The organism is Aminobacterium mobile DSM 12262 (assembly GCF_000526395.1).
Lineage (GTDB): Bacteria > Synergistota > Synergistia > Synergistales > Aminobacteriaceae > Aminobacterium > Aminobacterium mobile.
Genome location: NZ_JAFZ01000001.1, coordinates 780,280 through 795,357 on the forward strand (window position 1 = coordinate 780,280; position 15,078 = coordinate 795,357).

General features: G+C 45.9%; 16 protein-coding genes and 1 riboswitch. Of the genes, 13 read left to right on the plus strand and 3 right to left on the minus strand.

The annotated features are described in order from the left end of the window. The first annotated feature begins 21 nt into the window (after positions 1 to 21). The 9 genes from K360_RS0103740 (at position 22) to K360_RS0103780 (ending at position 8,482) form a co-directional block, all read left to right on the plus strand. Complete coding sequence (locus K360_RS0103740) at positions 22 to 1,014, plus strand: 2-hydroxyacid dehydrogenase (RefSeq protein WP_024821851.1); 993 nt, start codon at positions 22 to 24, stop codon at positions 1,012 to 1,014. Next, a complete protein-coding gene (locus K360_RS0103745; protein ID WP_024821852.1) occupies positions 1,004 to 1,930 on the plus strand; it encodes a hypothetical protein in 927 nt (308 codons plus the stop codon). Before K360_RS0103740 ends, K360_RS0103745 begins: the two co-directional genes overlap by 11 nt. Further along, on the plus strand, positions 1,924 to 2,628 hold the full coding sequence (locus K360_RS0103750; RefSeq protein ID WP_024821853.1) for a YggS family pyridoxal phosphate-dependent enzyme: 705 nt from the start codon (positions 1,924 to 1,926) through the stop codon (positions 2,626 to 2,628). Before K360_RS0103745 ends, K360_RS0103750 begins: the two co-directional genes overlap by 7 nt. A gap of 25 nt (positions 2,629 to 2,653) precedes the next feature. Continuing rightward, a complete protein-coding gene (sepF, locus tag K360_RS0103755) occupies positions 2,654 to 3,058 on the plus strand; it encodes a cell division protein SepF (RefSeq protein WP_024821854.1) in 405 nt (134 codons plus the stop codon). Next, positions 3,051 to 3,533 carry a DivIVA domain-containing protein gene (locus tag K360_RS0103760; protein ID WP_024821855.1) on the plus strand — a complete coding sequence of 161 codons (483 nt, stop codon included), beginning with the start codon at positions 3,051 to 3,053 and terminating at the stop codon, positions 3,531 to 3,533. Before sepF ends, K360_RS0103760 begins: the two co-directional genes overlap by 8 nt. Then, positions 3,530 to 5,617 carry an ATP-dependent DNA helicase RecG gene (gene recG, locus K360_RS0103765; protein WP_024821856.1) on the plus strand — a complete coding sequence of 696 codons (2,088 nt, stop codon included), beginning with the start codon at positions 3,530 to 3,532 and terminating at the stop codon, positions 5,615 to 5,617. The genes K360_RS0103760 and recG overlap by 4 nt, the downstream gene beginning before the upstream one ends. Then, complete coding sequence (locus tag K360_RS0103770; RefSeq protein WP_024821857.1) at positions 5,614 to 6,051, plus strand: regulatory protein RecX; 438 nt, start codon at positions 5,614 to 5,616, stop codon at positions 6,049 to 6,051. Before recG ends, K360_RS0103770 begins: the two co-directional genes overlap by 4 nt. 91 nt (positions 6,052 to 6,142) lie before the next feature. After that, positions 6,143 to 7,684 (plus strand): ribonuclease Y, encoded by a 1,542-nt coding sequence (rny, locus tag K360_RS0103775; RefSeq protein WP_024821858.1) that lies wholly within the window; start codon positions 6,143 to 6,145, stop codon positions 7,682 to 7,684. Between the two features lie 12 nt (positions 7,685 to 7,696). Further along, positions 7,697 to 8,482, plus strand: a complete 786-nt coding sequence (locus K360_RS0103780; RefSeq protein WP_024821859.1) for a TIGR00282 family metallophosphoesterase — start codon at positions 7,697 to 7,699, stop codon at positions 8,480 to 8,482. 125 nt (positions 8,483 to 8,607) lie between these two features. On the opposite strand, the gene hypE is transcribed toward K360_RS0103780, so the two are convergent. Genes hypE through K360_RS0103795 form a run of 3 tightly spaced genes read right to left on the minus strand, consistent with a single transcriptional unit; the run spans position 8,608 to position 10,929 of the window. Further along, a complete protein-coding gene (gene hypE, locus K360_RS0103785; protein ID WP_024821860.1) occupies positions 8,608 to 9,597 on the minus strand; it encodes a hydrogenase expression/formation protein HypE in 990 nt (329 codons plus the stop codon). Further along, positions 9,555 to 10,691, minus strand: a complete 1,137-nt coding sequence (gene hypD / locus K360_RS0103790; RefSeq protein WP_024821861.1) for a hydrogenase formation protein HypD — start codon at positions 10,689 to 10,691, stop codon at positions 9,555 to 9,557. The genes hypE and hypD overlap by 43 nt, the downstream gene beginning before the upstream one ends. Next, entirely contained in the window at positions 10,666 to 10,929 is a 264-nt protein-coding gene (locus tag K360_RS0103795) for a HypC/HybG/HupF family hydrogenase formation chaperone (protein WP_245587079.1), read from the minus strand. Before K360_RS0103795 ends, hypD begins: the two co-directional genes overlap by 26 nt. 272 nt (positions 10,930 to 11,201) lie before the next feature. Between K360_RS0103795 and K360_RS0103800 the strand changes: the two genes are divergently transcribed. The 4 genes from K360_RS0103800 to K360_RS0103815 all read left to right on the plus strand — a co-directional run bounded on the left by K360_RS0103800 (position 11,202) and on the right by K360_RS0103815 (position 15,054). After that, the gene (locus K360_RS0103800; RefSeq protein WP_024821863.1) at positions 11,202 to 12,539 is read left to right on the plus strand and encodes a sodium-dependent transporter; all 1,338 of its coding nucleotides are present in this window, start codon (positions 11,202 to 11,204) and stop codon (positions 12,537 to 12,539) included. 175 nt (positions 12,540 to 12,714) lie between these two features. Continuing rightward, a riboswitch (glycine riboswitch) is annotated at positions 12,715 to 12,833 on the plus strand. A 97-nt stretch (positions 12,834 to 12,930) separates the two neighbouring features. Further along, a complete protein-coding gene (locus tag K360_RS0103805) occupies positions 12,931 to 13,341 on the plus strand; it encodes a GrdX family protein (protein ID WP_024821864.1) in 411 nt (136 codons plus the stop codon). Positions 13,342 to 13,421: 80 nt separating this feature from the next. Next, positions 13,422 to 13,739: a thioredoxin family protein gene (locus tag K360_RS0103810; protein ID WP_024821865.1), complete on the plus strand. Its 318-nt coding sequence runs from the start codon at positions 13,422 to 13,424 to the stop codon at positions 13,737 to 13,739. 28 nt (positions 13,740 to 13,767) lie between these two features. Then, entirely contained in the window at positions 13,768 to 15,054 is a 1,287-nt protein-coding gene (locus tag K360_RS0103815) for a glycine/sarcosine/betaine reductase component B subunit (RefSeq protein WP_024821866.1), read from the plus strand. Positions 15,055 to 15,078 lie beyond the last annotated feature (24 nt).

Consider the following 15,078-nt stretch of genomic DNA (forward strand, 5'->3'; position numbering starts at 1 on the left):
GGAGAAGAGAGGAAGATTCCGATGCATATACTTTTTGCGGGGAAATCATTTTTACGATTATGGGATCTTTTGCTCCCAGCCTTTCAGGGACATGAGATGGATGTGGCAGATGATTTGGATCTGAAAGACAAGCTTCCGTGGGCGGATGTCCTCATTATTCGTCCTATGAGTGTAACGTACGAGCTTCTCAGTAAGGCTCCCCGTTTAAAAATGGTACAGCAGTGGGGAGTGGGAGTGGAGGGGCTTGATATAGAAGCATGTACCAAGTTGGGAATTTTTGCGTGTAATATTCCTTCCAGGGGGACTGGCAATGCGGAAGGGGTGGCGGAAATAGCCTTACTCCATATGATGCTTTTAGCGAGGAGATATGCTCGATCCCAGGAAAAAATATCGGAAGGGAAAATCTTTACTCCTCCAGGTATAACTCTTTGGGGAAAGAGGGCATGTGTCGTAGGACTGGGGAATTTAGGGCACTGTGTAGTGGAACGTCTTATAGCTTTGGGAATGTCTGTGGTGGGGGTTAACCGAACGTATCGTCCTGAGTTTCGAGAGTGGGGAATTGAAAGTTTCTACCCTCTAGCGGAAATGGAAAAAGCCCTTCCCGGATGTCATTTTGTAGTGGTAACCCTAGGGCTGACTTCAGAAACGCAAAATAGTATAGCTGAACCTTTCTTTTACGCCATGGACCGCAATGCTTTTTTTATTAATGTGGCTCGTGGGGGATTAGTTATACGAGAGGCCTTCGAGAAGGCTATAGAGGAAGAATGGATTGCAGGAGCAGGGTTAGATGTGTTTTGGACAGAACCTCCGTTAGTGACTGACCCTATCCTTCATCATCCTCGCATTACTGTCACTCCTCATATAGGCGGGGTAACTGATGCCTCCTTGAAGGGGGCTTTACATTTTGTTGCGGGGAATGTGGAAAAACTAACGAAAGGAGAGATTCCGCTCTCCTGCCTTAACAGAAAGACACTTCTTACAAAAGAGGGCGTAGCTGAGACAGATGAATTATAGTAGCAAACGCAAGGTGGTCGTTTATACTGTTTTTGTGCTCTGTGCGTTAGCTGGCGCTGTATGGTTGTATGGCCTTTGGTGGCACTACTATCTCGTAACTCATCCGAGAATAGCTCAGGCGGTGCCTTACTCCTATGAAGAAGAGCTCCCTTTCCCGGGGATTCTTTTGTGGAATGAATTCATTCTCACATCACCGTCCCACGGCCGTCTTCAATATGCTGTGGAAGGATACGGTGGAAGGGTCGCTCAGGGAGATAAAATAGCTATTTTAGAAAATAATGGCTCTCAACAAATACTTCGAGCACCGCAGACAGGTTATTTTATTCCTGGGCTTGATGGATTGGAAGGGCAGGTTTGTTATCCAAACGTTTGGCCCGGGATAGAAAAAATCCCGAATACGCCGGAACTCTCTCTCTTTCCACAAGGAAAAACAGTATCAAAAGGAGATCCCATAGGGAAATTTCTTCCCATGCCTCAAGATCTTCGGATTGTAGGTTATGCTGATATGACTCCAGCACTTGAAAGGAGGATAGATAGGGGAAATGTCCTTTTAAGACGAGATAAGAATACATCTTTATATCAGGGCGAGGTTAGAGTGGCGAAAAAGCTAGGATATCGGTGCAAACTCTACCTTACTCTCCCTTTTTTCCCTATTAATATTGTTAAAAAACGGTCTGTATCGTATCTTATCTCTACAGAAAGCTATGTAGGTGTGGCAGTTCCCCAGTCGTCTATAATTTCCAGAGAGGGGAAGCTGGGAGTTTTTTGGGTGGGAGGAAATTATGTTCGATTCAAGGAAGTGAAAGGATTCCCTCTTTCGGATCATTCTTTTTTTATTTTTGATGGTCTTCAGCCGGGCAATATTATTTTGCTTCGAGCAGATCACGCTAGGGAGGGCAGAATAGAGTTATGGTAGAGCAGGATATTCAAAAAAACATAGAATCTATACGAATTAAAATTGAAGAAAGTGCTCGCTTAAGCGGGCGGAGCGGAAAAGATGTTACATTAATAGCAGTAACGAAAACACGTTCAGTAGAAGAGATGGTCTTTGCCATACAGCACGGGGGAATCTCGGCTATTGGAGAAAATAGGGTTCAAGAAGCCTTGGAAAAGAAAAAGCAGTGGCCAGAAGATGTTGAAGTAGAGTGGCATCTTATCGGTCATTTACAGAGAAATAAAGCTCGTAAAGCCTTGGAATCTTTTCATATGATTCAATCTGTAGATTCCATTTCTCTTGCGGATACATTACAACGTATCTGTTCTGAAGAGAATAGAAGTATCCCCATTTTGCTGGAAGTGAACACATCTGGGGAAGAGTCAAAACATGGCGTAGCACCAGAACAGGCAGAAACTCTGCTTGAACATGTTCAAGAGACGTGCCCTCTACTCTCTTTAAAGGGATTTATGACAGTTGGTCCACTTACTGAAGATGAAATGTCAATACGGAAAGCCTTCGCTTCTTTACGGGAACTTCGTGATCGCTTGGAAGTTTCAAGTGGTCTTCCTTTACAGGAACTTTCTATGGGAATGAGCGGAGATTTTGGGTGGGCTATAGAGGAAGGAAGTACCATGGTTCGCGTTGGGTCGGCTATTTTCGGGGCCCGATCGTATTGATCCTCTTATATGTGGAGGTGGTTGAATGTTCGAGCGCCTCATGGCGATACTCGGTCTTGCTGAATATGATTACGATGAAGAGGGAATGACCGGATCGCCAGACAGTCCTTCGGTTCAAGCCGAAGAGGATTTGGAGGAACGGCAGAGCAGGGTGTTAAAAACTCCTCCTGTCCAGGCTCAAGTGGTTTTATGTCGGGGGAATCTTTGTCTTGATCGCAGAGAAGAGCTGGGAGAGGCCCTTCATAAAGGGCAAATGGTTATCGTTGACCTCAGAAACATGGATCGCGATGTAGGGCAGAGCGTATTGGATTTTCTTTGTGGAGTAGCTTTTGCTATGCGTGGTGACGTGGCGAGAATATCTCCAGGAGTCTTTGTCGCCTCTCCACGAAAAGGGATTGTAGAGGAATGGAAGGAGGAACACCGTGCCTGAGCTTATAACGGCGCTGGATGTAGAAAGTAAAACCTTTTCCAGAGCATTGAGGGGATATGATCCTGATCAGGTAGACGACTTCCTTGACCAGATAGTAGAAACACTTCGCCTTATGGCTGAAAAAACGACTGATCTGGAAAGGGATATTCAGCGTTTGGAAGACCAACTCAAAGACTATAACAACTTGAAAGACACATTACAGGAGACGCTCCTCATGGCTCAACGAAGCGCTGAGGTGAAGACAGAAGCTGCCAAACAGGAAGCTGATGCCATTATCTCTGAGGCACGGGCTAAAGGGGAACGTATTGTATTTGAAGCTATGAACCAGCGTGATGCTTTTAGGCGAGATGCTCTCAGACTTCAGGAAATGAAGCGTACTTTCAAAAGCGACATGGCCGCGTTGCTCTCTAAATACACCTCTATGCTCGAAACGTTGCATGAAGAGGAGACTCTTGAGGAGCGTCAGCCAGAGTGAGGGAAAAAGATTCCACAGTGTCTGTACGCTTCGTAAAAGGAGTGGGAGCTGTACGGGAGAGGCTCTTGAACCGCCTTAATATCAGGACGGTTCAGGATTTGTTGCTCTATTTCCCTCGCCGATATGAAGACAGGCGGGGCCTGACTCCTCTGAACAGCTTAGAGCCTGGCTCCACAGTATCTTTAATAGTCCGGCTTGTGACCATGGAAAAACATCGAACGTTGCGGGCAGGATTAACTCTTACTCGTGCCCTTTTTACAGATGGTCGGGATTTTGTACATGCAGTATGGTTTAATCGGAGAGGGTTAGAACGAATTCTGACACCAGGGAAGGAAGTCGCCTTGTATGGCCTGGTGGAGCGTCGTTATGGGCAAATGCAGGTGACGAATCCTGAATTTGAGGTGTTAGACGAGGGGGAAGATCCAGATTCTGTAGGGCATATAGTGCCAGTGTACCCTCTTACGTTGGGATTGCAACAGCGCTGGTTCAGGAAACTAGTCCGATCCTGTCTTGAGGCAGAAGAATTTCGCCCTGCAGAGCATTTGCCGGCTCATATCTGCTCAAAGTACAATTTTCCACCTCTTTCTGATGCTGTCTTTGAGATGCATTATCCTAGTGCAGGGGCTCCCTGGAAAGCAGCACGGGATCGCTTGGCTTTCGACGAGTTTTTTACTCTTCAAGTAGGATTAGCTCTTCGCCGTGGGGAACGATCCCGGTTGGCGGAGAAAGCACCTCTGTTGCCTCGTGAGGGTGAGTTAAAGAAGCGTTTTCTGTCAGACGTTATTCCCTACCCCTTAACGTCCGCCCAAAGGAGGGTGGTGGGGGAGATTTCCAGCGATCTCGCTCAGGAGATACCTATGCATCGACTCCTTCAAGGCGATGTGGGGTCGGGGAAAACTGTAATAGCAGTTTTAGCCCTGCTCCAAGCTGTGGAGGGAGGGTTTCAGGGAGCTTTTATGGCCCCTACCGAAATATTAGCTCAGCAACATTTCTATAGATTGTCTTCGTACCTAACTCCCTTAGGCGTATCAGTCGAGCTCTTAGTAGGCTCTCTTTCTTCACGGGATCGGCAGGATGCTTTACAAAGAATAGAAAGAGGAGAAGCCCATGTTGTTGTTGGAACCCACGCGCTCTTTTCCGATCCAGTCTCTTTTCATAAATTGGCATTAGCGGTTATAGATGAACAACATCGTTTTGGCGTCTTACAGAAAAACGCTCTTAGAAACAAAGGGACACAGGAAGGACAAGCTCCTCATGTATTAGTTATGACGGCTACTCCGATCCCTAGAACTCTCACACTTTCAGTATATGGTGATCTCACAGTATCTATTATCGATGAGATGCCCCCTGGCCGCCTCCCCACGAAGACATGGTGGCTTCGTAAAAAAGAGACCCATCGACTTTGGCCCTTTCTCAGGGAGCGACACAGTGAAGGGGAGAAAATGTATTGGGTCTGTCCGTTGATAGAAGAGAGCGAATCTTTAGCCGTTGCCTCTGCTACAGAACGATACGAGCAGATATGTTCCATCTTCCCTGATATAAGAGCAGGGTTGCTTCATGGCCAACTTCCTCAAGAGGAAAAAGAGGCTACAATGAGGAAGTTTACTGCTGGTGAAATCGATCTTCTTGTGGCTACCACTGTGATTGAAGTGGGGGTTGACGTTTCTGAGGCTACTGTTATGGTTGTTGAGGACGCTCATCGTTTTGGCCTTTCTCAGCTTCATCAGCTTCGGGGCAGAGTTGGACGTGATGGACGGCAAGGATATTGCATTCTCTTGGGAGATCCCACAACAAGAGGAGGCGTACAGCGTTTAAAGGTAATGTGTGCTACCACTGATGGATTTAAAATAGCTGAAGCAGATTTGAAACTTCGTGGTCCAGGAGAAGTTTGTGGGGTTCGACAACATGGAATTACTGATTTCAGAGTAGCCGATTTGTTGAAAGACCGTGCTTTGCTTGAATTGGCTCGTAGAGAAGCTTTTGATTTGGTAGCAGAGGATCCCTACCTTTCTCAAGAGCCTGAACTTTATTCTCATGTCCTTCAGACAGTAGGGAAATATTTGGATCTGGCGGGTATCGCATGACAGTGTTGTATAATTTTGAAAGATATGTTCTCCGACTATTGGCGCGGGGGGCGTATACATGTTGGCAGATTCGAGATAAACTCATGAAGAAAGGAGCTACAGAAGACGTAGCTCAGCAACTTGTGGAAAAATATACAGAACTTGGCTTTTTGGATGATGAGGCCTATAGTATTCTTTTCATAGCATCTCATACCAGTTGGGGAGATAGAAAGTTACACGATGAACTCCACAGGCGAGGAGTCCATCGTGATTTAATTTTGAAAGTGCTGGAGGAAGCGGAACCCGACGAAGAAAGCCGGGCTTGCAGCTTGGTAATAGAATGGAGTTCTCAGGGTATAGTCTCTGAAAAAATACGAGGAAGGCTGATTCGGAGAGGTTTTTCTCTTCATTCCGTTAGAAAAGCTTTGGAAAGGACTTGTGAGCCCTTCTATTGACCTGTAAAATATAATCCTCAGCACGACGTGTGCGGTCTTAAAAATCTAGTGACAGCACCTTGAAAATAAAATGAGGAGTGATAGGCCAATTATGCAAATTATGACTGCAATTTTAGGAATAGCTGCAGGCCTGGCTGCTGGTGTTGCGGCTGGGTTTATGCTTTCGAAAACTATTGGAGCAAAACACCTTGAAAATGCTAAACTTCAGGCGGAAGCGCTCTTAAAAGAGGCTTTACAAGAAGGGGAACAGCGGAAGCGTGAAAAATTGACGGAAGCGAGAGAAGAGGCTTATCGGCTCCGTCAGGAAGTGGAAAGGGAAAATAAGGATCGTCGAGCCGAGTTGCAGCGGGCGGAGCGGCGCCTTGAGCAGAAAGAGGAGAATCTCGATAAAAAAATTGATCGGGTTTCTCACAAGGAAGAAGAGCTTCGGCTTCGCCGAGAGGATCTTGAAAAAAAGATAGCTGAACTTGATACCTTGAGACAGAAACAGGTCGTTCGTCTGGAAGAGATTGCACAAATGTCTCAGGAAGAGGCGCGAGAGATATTGTTGGTCCAGACTGAAGACAACATGCAGCACGATCTCGGCATGTTGGTAAAAGACCTTGAAGAGAGGGCTCGACGAGACGCAGAAAAGAAAGCCAAAGAGATTATTGTTACGGCAGTTCAGCGATGTTCTGTAGATCAGACCTCTGAAGTGGCTGTAAGTGTTGTGCCCCTGCCTTCCGACGAGATGAAAGGACGTATTATTGGCCGTGAAGGGCGTAACATTCGTTCTTTCGAGACGTTAACAGGCGTAGATCTTATTGTTGATGATACTCCTGAGGCTGTGACGTTGAGCAGTTTTGACCCTGTACGCAGAGAAGTTGCCCGTCTCTCTTTGGAACGGCTTGTGGCTGATGGCAGAATTCATCCAGCCCGTATTGAAGAGCTGGTAGAGAAGGCCACAAAAGATGTGGAAGAGCAGATTCTGGAGGCTGGCGAAACAGCCCTTCTCGAAACAGGGGTTAAGAATATGCACGATGATCTTGTACATCTTATTGGGCAGTTGAAATACCGCTATAGTTACGGGCAAAACGCATTGCAGCATAGCTTGGAGGTCGCTCATTTGGCGGGTATCATGGCGGCAGAGCTTGGTTTTGATGAGGAATTGGCTCGTCGTGCAGGATTGCTTCATGATATAGGAAAGGCTGTGGACCACCAGGTAGAAGGGCCTCACGCTCTGATCGGTGCTGACATAGCTAAGCGTTACAATGAGGCTCCAGAAGTGGTTAACGCTATAGCAGCTCACCATGAAGATGTGGAACAGAATACTGTATATGATGTTATTATCGCTGCTGCTGACGCTGTAAGCGCTTCTCGTCCCGGAGCACGAAGAGAAAGTCTCGATGCGTATATTAAGCGACTTGAAAAACTAGAGGAAGTTGCCAAGTCCTTTAAAGGGGTTAGCAAAGCTTTCGCTATTCAGGCTGGGCGCGAAGTACGCGTTGTGGTCTCTCCGAATGTAACAGATGAGGGTGTAGTCTATAAATTAGCCTACGATATTGCCCGAAAAATAGAAGAAGAAATGAAATATCCAGGGCAAATCAAAGTGACCGTTACGCGAGAAATACGAGCTACAGAATATGCAAAGTAGGCTATAAAAGTTATGAGAATACTATTTATAGGAGACATAGTAGGACGCCCAGGTCGAAAGACCTTGTCAATTTTGTTACCCCAACTGAAAAAAGAGTTTGCGAAAATTGATTTTATTATTGTGAATGGAGAGAATGCTGCGGCAGGAAAAGGTCTGACAGAAAAGATAATGAATGATCTTTTTGATATGGGAGTCGATGGGATTACCTCGGGGAACCATATATGGGATCGTTCAGACTTCTATTCTGTTCTGGATGAAGAAATTCGGGTAGTACGACCTGCCAACTATCCCCCGGGATGTCCCGGACAAGGGGTTAGTGTGCTATCTAAAAATGGGAAGAGATTAGCTCTCTTAAACCTCCAGGGGAGGGTTTTTATGCCCGATCTGGATTGTCCATTTCGCAAGGCTGATGAAATTCTAGAAGAGCTGAATGGAGTTCCTGTCCTTGTAGATTTTCATGCAGAGGCTACTTCTGAGAAGAGAGTTTTGGGTTTCTATCTAGATGGGAGAGTTTCAGCTTTCCTCGGAACCCACACTCATGTTCAGACTGCAGATGAAGAAATTTTACCCGATGGAACAGCTTATATATCGGATGTGGGTATGACAGGTGCTCACCGAAGTGCTATCGGAATGACTCTTGAAAGCGTTCTTCCTCGTTTCTTGACAGCGCTTCCCTCTCGATTCCAGGTGGCGGAGGATGATCTTCGTCTCTGCGCTGTGCTTATTGATGTGGAAGAAGAAACAGGAAAAGCTCTTTCTATACAGAGAATCATGAGATTTCTGCCAAAAGAAGACTAAGTATAGGTTCAATATGTGTAAGTAAAAGAGACCATCCCAAAAAATCGGGATGGCCTCTTTTTTATTGTACGTATGAAATTCTCAATTATTTTTATGAAACGCCTCTTTTTGCTGGCATTGCGGAATCAACAAATGCGGGGGAGCATCTCCCCTACAGGCATGTCGACAACACGCATCCCGCCTATCTCTGTTATGAGAGCCACCATCCCCGGGTGCTCCTCTGTAACCGTTCCTATAAGGGATGCCTCTTTGCAGAGAGGATGGGCATGCAATTGCCTCAAAATGTCTTGAGTCTGAGAAGGATCCACGGCTATGGCTGCACATCCTTCACAAGCGAGATAGAGAGGATCAAAACCTAAAATATCGCAGACAGACTGCACTGTCTCTCGGATAGGGATGTTTTTTTCTACAAGCTCAATCCCTATCTTTCGACCTTCCGCCCATTCGCACATAACAGTGCCAAGACCACCCCGAGTGCAATCTCGCATACATCGAAGCCCCTCTATGTCCAGGAGGGGTTCCAGCATATTCCATAAAGGAGCGCAATCACTCTCAAGCCCCTCTGGCGTCAAATCAAAACGACTCGCACCGATTGTTGCGCCATGTCGGCCGATAGAGGTGGAAACAATAATGCTATCCCCTGGCTTAAGGCGATCCATTCCCAGCGGGTAGGAGGTAACCTGTTCTCCTACAGCACAAGTAGTAATGAAAAGCCCTTCTACGTGTCCTTTTGGGACAACTTTTGTATCCCCCGCTACGAGCTTGATATCAAGATGATGACAAATATGGGCGGCACTTTCCATGTATCGCGCAAGTTCTGATATAGGAAGCCCCTCTTCTGCCACTACGCTCATGGCGATGAATTGGGGACGAACGCCCCGAACGGCTAAATCGTTTGCACTGCCGCATATGGCCAATTCTCCAATATCCCCCCCGGGAAACTCACGAGGAGACACGGTGAAACTATCGATAGTGATGCCATATTTCTCCCACACTAACGCACAATCCTCAAGCTCGGGAACTGTATCCTTAGAGGAGAATGCACCGAGAATAGCTTCTATTAGGTTTTGAGTTAAGCGTCCTCCGCTTCCGTGGCCAAGGGTAATTTTTTCCAAGAAGATACACCTCTTCTATTATATTTATAGTATGCAGAACATGAACCTTCGCTAGAAACCATACAAGGCCCTATCGGCGTCATGGGTGTGCATTGAGCAGCGAAAAGGGGACATTGGCTGGGTACTAAATGTCCGGACAGAATATCTCCACATCGACAGCCGTGAGGCGGTGGAGGAGTTGGTATAGTGAGTTCCAGTTTGGGAATAGCGTCAAAGAATGAATATGAGTCTTTTAATTGATACCCCGACTGGGGGATGACACCCAGCCCTCTCCAGGATGCAGAGCATGATTGGAACACAGAATCAAGGAGGTTCAGGGCTTTGAGGTTCCCCTCGGGTCTCACTGCTCGGGGATATAAAGAGTGGAGGGCCGCTGTGCAAGATGTCCTCTGAAAAGTAAGATCCGCTATAGCTAAAAGAATATCCATAGGTTCAAAGCCGGCAATAGCACAGGGGATGCCATACTCTTTTGATATAAATCTGTAGCCGGAATGGCCCAGAATAACGCTCACATGTCCAGGAAGGATAAAACCATCAATCTGTAAGACGGGGTCTTGTACAAGTTGCTTTAATACCGGCGGGGTTTTTTTATGGAAACAGAGAATAGAAAAGTTCCGCACCCTTTCCTTTGCTGCTTCCAGAATTGTAGCAGCTGTGGCAGGAGCTGTTGTTTCGAAACCGACAGCTAAAAAAACAACCTCTTTTTTAGGATGTTCCTTTGCGAGGTTTAGCGCTTGAGCTGCACTGGTGACTACTTGCACCTCGCGACCTTCGCTCTTTTTCCCTGCTAGGGAACCGTGAGTTCCTGGGACCCGAAGCATATCTCCATATGTAGCGATCATAATACTAGGAGTATCAAGAAGATCTATAGCGCAATCAATTTCGCCCTGATCTGTTACGCAAACTGGGCACCCAGGTCCTGACAGAAGAGAGATATTTGGAGGGAGGAGAGAGCGGATCCCCGAACGAAAAATGGAAACAGTATGAGTTCCACAAACCTCCATGAAAGTCAGCGGTTCCGAAGCCCTTTGAGAAATAGCTTCTATTATCGTGCGGGAAGATTTCATATTAGGCTTCAAGATCTTGGCCTGCATAGCGATAGATCTCATCCCAAAGAATTTGTAACTCTGCCGATTCGTTAGGTTCCAATTTCTCTATGGCAAAACCGGCATGCACAAGCACCGTATCCCCTATTACGACAGACTCTAACAAATCCGTTCGTATTTCAACCTGAACAGATCCTGCCATAGCTATGGCCCGATGTTCATCGAGAAGAGTTTTTATCTGATGAGGAACAGCCAGACACATCTTGTCAACCACTCCTTTCCCCATGCCATTTTACTCTATATTATCCTTCATGCAACGGATAGTGGGAAAGCATTTTTACTACATTTGATTTTCAATGAAGAACTACAAAATCAAAATACATGGTGTATAATTGCAATACATTCAAGTAAAGATTGAATAATGTCAATCTTGATCTTTTTATTACAGAGCTCTGCGGTGCATGGCATTAAAGGGGGTGGGAGAGCTACCGCGTGAGGGTGATGGAATGACGGAGTGAGCTTTGGAGTAAAAATAAGTAAAGGGGGGTTTTACAGAAGATGAGTAACAATGGAGAAAGAGAACAGTGGGGAAGTAAAATAGGATTCATTTTAGCTGCCGCCGGATCAGCCATAGGTCTGGGCAATATATGGAGATTCCCCTACATTACAGGACAAAATGGAGGAGGAGCTTTTGTCGTAGTTTATGTTGCCATTGTATTTATTATAGGCTTTTCAGTAATGCTTGCGGAGGTAGCTATAGGACGCCGTGCCCAACTCAATGCTGTGGGATCCTTCAAGAAGTTGAAAGGCGGGGCATGGGCTATTGTGGGATGGATGGGCGTTGCAGCAGGGTTTATTATTCTCTCTTACTATGGAGTTATCGGTGGTTGGACTATTAAGTATATTATAAGTTCATGGACAGGCCTCATGGAGGCTGGAGCTGCTGGGAAAGCAGGCGACGTTTTTGGCGGATTTGTTTCAAATACCTTCCAGGTAGTATTTTATCAAGCTCTTTTTATGCTTGCCACTATTTGGGTTGTCTATCGAGGGATAGGGGAAGGTATTGAAAAATACTGCAAAATTCTTATGCCGGCGCTTTTTGTCATTCTCTTAATTTTGATTGCTAGATCGTTGACCCTTGATGGGGCTGGCAAGGGAGTGGAGTTTTATTTAAAACCAGATTTGTCTAAGATAACGGGCGATACAGTTTTGGCTGCTCTCGGACAAGCCTTCTTCTCTTTGTCATTAGGAATGGGATGTATGATTACATATGGAAGCTACTTGAACAAGGAAACAACTATACCTAGTGCTGTTGTTCAAATTTGCTTCCTTGACACCATGGTGGCGCTCCTCGCGGGACTTGTTATATTTCCAGCTGCCTTCGCTTTTGGTGTTGAAGCCGGAGCTGGAGCGGGCCTGACATTCGTAACTCTTCCATCTGTCTTTTCGAAGATGCCTGGAGGCCCCTTATGGTCATCTCTTTTCTTCCTTCTTGTTTTCATAGCGGCCCTCACATCGGCTATCTCCCTTTTGGAAGTAGTTGCTGCCTACTTTATTGATGAAATGAACTGGGGGCGACAGAAGGCAGCTTGGCTTATGGGGTTGGCTATATTCCTTCTTGGAATTCCGTCAGCCTATTCACTTACTGGAAATTTTAAGATAGCAGGAAAAGATTTTCTTGATGCGGCGGATTTTCTTGCATCTAATATTTTATTGCCCCTTGGCGGTCTCTTTATCGCGCTCTTTGTGGGATGGATTTGGACGGAGGGAGCTCGAAAAGAAGTTAGCAACGATGGGACCTACCATTTTAATATCATGGAAGCTTGGATATGGGTTTGTCGTACCATAGCTCCTATCGCTATTGCTATTATTTTCTGGCAGGGGCTGAGGTGGTAATTGGGAGAAGTAATTGCTTCAATTTGATAGAGAAAAAGTGAATTTGTGCAGTTATACATAAGGTAGGGGAGTCCCCCTACCTTATGTATACTTTAGCAAATATGAGAAAAGTTTTGCTTTTCACAAGTCCCTTGACTATCATTTTATATAGTGTAGAATCGTAACGGATTACCGGATGAAAGCTACAAGAGAGACCTTTTTACTCTAGAGGTAGAGGGGCGCCGAAGGGGCAATGTTTTTGGGCTTGGTCGCTCAGAGACGGAAACTCTCAGGCTCAAGGATTGTGGCTGGACGGGGCTCTGGAATGATTAGCCGCCCTTACTTTTCGATAGATTTGGGGCTATGCGACAGAGAATTTCCCACCTATATTTATATAGGAGGCATGAAGTATATGAGTCGCAAGCTCCTCGTTTCCAATAATGCAGGTTTTAAGAAGAACGTTCCTGATCTTGAGTTTGTGAAAGGTTCTTCATTTGAAGTTCTGGTTCGTGTTCGAGATTACGTCCATCAAGGATGGGCTCTGTTGACTCATCCCTTATATGGTAATCTGCGTCCTTATCAGCACCCTTTCCGTTCTATAATTATACAATCGCCCGTGAAAGAAATGGAAAAGTTTCCTATTGATGCATATTCTTTGAATTTGATTGAGAATGCTCTTTCAGTTTATCGATCTTGTTTAGACAGGCTTATGCTCGTTTCTTCTTTGTCCGATGAAATGCTCGAAGATTATTCTTGCATAGACCGGGAACTTTTAAAAGAAAGCCTTGAAAAGTACTCAATGATTATCTCTGTTGGGGAATAAACAGGGATAAATGGGGTTTGTGTTGTCGTGGTAGGGGCTCTATGCCTACGTTTTTCTGAAGGGAGGTGAAGTTTATGGCAATGGTTGAGCTAACCAAAGAAAACTTTGATGCAGAAGTGAAGGAGAGCAGCCTTCCGGTGCTGGTCGACTTCTGGGGACCCAAGTGTGGCCCCTGTATGGCCCTTCTTCCTAACGTGCATAAGATGGCGGAGGAGTACGAAGGAAAAGTAAAATTCTGTTCCGTCGACGTTTCTCAGAATCGTCGCGTAGCCATCAATAATAGAGTGATGGGGTTGCCTACGTTCCTCTTCTGGAAAGAAGGGAAGGAAGTGGCGCGGATTAGCGGTGCCGATGTAACTCTTGAGGCAATCAAAGAGAATGTAGAAAAATTGTTGTAGGAGAATCCGTGAAAAGGGGGGGAGTCTTTTGAAGTTAGAACTCCATAACGTCAAGGTTAATAAAGTCGCTTGGGGCGATAAGACGACAGTAAAAGACGGCGTTCTCTATGTTAATAAGGAAGAGCTTGTAGCTAAGCTTTCTGATGATGAACGTCTTGTCAAAATTGATGTCGATCTTGCTATGCCCGGCGAAAGCGTTCGCATTCTTCCAGTGAAGGATGTAGTTCAGCCCAGATGCAAACTTGAGGGCAAAAATGAAGTGTTTCCCGGATTTGTCGGTGACGTGGACACAGTAGGAGAGGGAAAAACCCTTGTCCTGAACGGTGCAGCTGTCGTCACCACAGGGAAAATTGTTCGCTTCCAGGAAGGTATCATCGATATGATGGGTCCTGGAGCAGACTATACTCCATATTCGAAAACGAATAACGTAGTTCTTGTTCTTGACCCTGTTGAAGGGCTTGAGAAACACGATCACGAGGCTGCTTGCCGTTTGGCTGGTCTTAAGGCCGCTGCCTATTTGGCTCAGTCCTGCAAAGATGTGAAGGCCGATGAGATAGAAGCCTTTGAACTTCCTTCTTTCAACGAAGCGATGAAGGCCTACCCCGAGCTGCCCAAAGTTGCGTACCTCTATATGCTTCAGTCTCAGGGACTTCTGCACGATACCTATGTGTACGGTGTTGATGCCAAAAAAACCCTGCCGACGTTCATTAATCCTACTGAAGTCTTTGATGGTGCTATTATTTCAGGAAACTGTGTTTCTGCCTGTGATAAGAACAATACTTACGCCCATCTGAATAATCCTGTGATTAAGGCTATGTTTGATCGTCATGGTAAGGACTTCAACTTTATTGGTTGCATCATTACCAACGAAAACGTAACCCTTGGGGATAAGAAACGTAGCTCTTCCTATGCAATTAATCTTGCCAAGACTCTTGGCGTAGATGGCATCCTTATTTCCGAAGAAGGGTTCGGTAACCCCGACGCTGACCTTATCATGAACTGCTGGAAGGCTGAGCAATCTGGCATTAAAACAACTCTTCTTACCGACGAGTATGCGGGCCAGGATGGCGCAAGCCAGTCTCTTGCCGACTCCTGTAAAGAGGCAGATGCCTGTGTTACCGCAGGAAATGCTAATGAAGTCATTGTGCTGCCCCCAATGAAAAAGGTTATCGGCCATCCCGAAGAAGCCAATATCATTGCTGGTGGTTGGCAGGGATCTCTCGCTGAAGATGGTACTATCACCGTCGAACTTCAGGCGATTTTGGGTGCTACAAGCGAGCTTGGTTACACTAAACTTGGCGCTTATACCATCTAGTTCGTGTAGGAAATCTATTCTTAT

What these genes read in the sequence shown, in the direction of transcription:
- K360_RS0103740 (WP_024821851.1), top strand. Translation starts at nt 22, where the DNA reads ATGCATATACTTTTTGCGGGGAAATCATTTTTACGATTATGGGATCTT.
- K360_RS0103770 (WP_024821857.1), top strand. Translation starts at nt 5,614, where the DNA reads ATGACAGTGTTGTATAATTTTGAAAGATATGTTCTCCGACTATTGGCG.
- hypD (WP_024821861.1), bottom strand. Translation starts at nt 10,691, where the DNA reads ATGCAGGCCAAGATCTTGAAGCCTAATATGAAATCTTCCCGCACGATA.
- K360_RS0103750 (WP_024821853.1), top strand. Translation starts at nt 1,924, where the DNA reads ATGGTAGAGCAGGATATTCAAAAAAACATAGAATCTATACGAATTAAA.
- K360_RS0103800 (WP_024821863.1), top strand. Translation starts at nt 11,202, where the DNA reads ATGAGTAACAATGGAGAAAGAGAACAGTGGGGAAGTAAAATAGGATTC.
- K360_RS0103810 (WP_024821865.1), top strand. Translation starts at nt 13,422, where the DNA reads ATGGTTGAGCTAACCAAAGAAAACTTTGATGCAGAAGTGAAGGAGAGC.
- K360_RS0103805 (WP_024821864.1), top strand. Translation starts at nt 12,931, where the DNA reads ATGAGTCGCAAGCTCCTCGTTTCCAATAATGCAGGTTTTAAGAAGAAC.
- K360_RS0103780 (WP_024821859.1), top strand. Translation starts at nt 7,697, where the DNA reads ATGAGAATACTATTTATAGGAGACATAGTAGGACGCCCAGGTCGAAAG.
- K360_RS0103745 (WP_024821852.1), top strand. Translation starts at nt 1,004, where the DNA reads ATGAATTATAGTAGCAAACGCAAGGTGGTCGTTTATACTGTTTTTGTG.
- rny (WP_024821858.1), top strand. Translation starts at nt 6,143, where the DNA reads ATGCAAATTATGACTGCAATTTTAGGAATAGCTGCAGGCCTGGCTGCT.
- sepF (WP_024821854.1), top strand. Translation starts at nt 2,654, where the DNA reads ATGTTCGAGCGCCTCATGGCGATACTCGGTCTTGCTGAATATGATTAC.
- K360_RS0103795 (WP_245587079.1), bottom strand. Translation starts at nt 10,929, where the DNA reads ATGGGGAAAGGAGTGGTTGACAAGATGTGTCTGGCTGTTCCTCATCAG.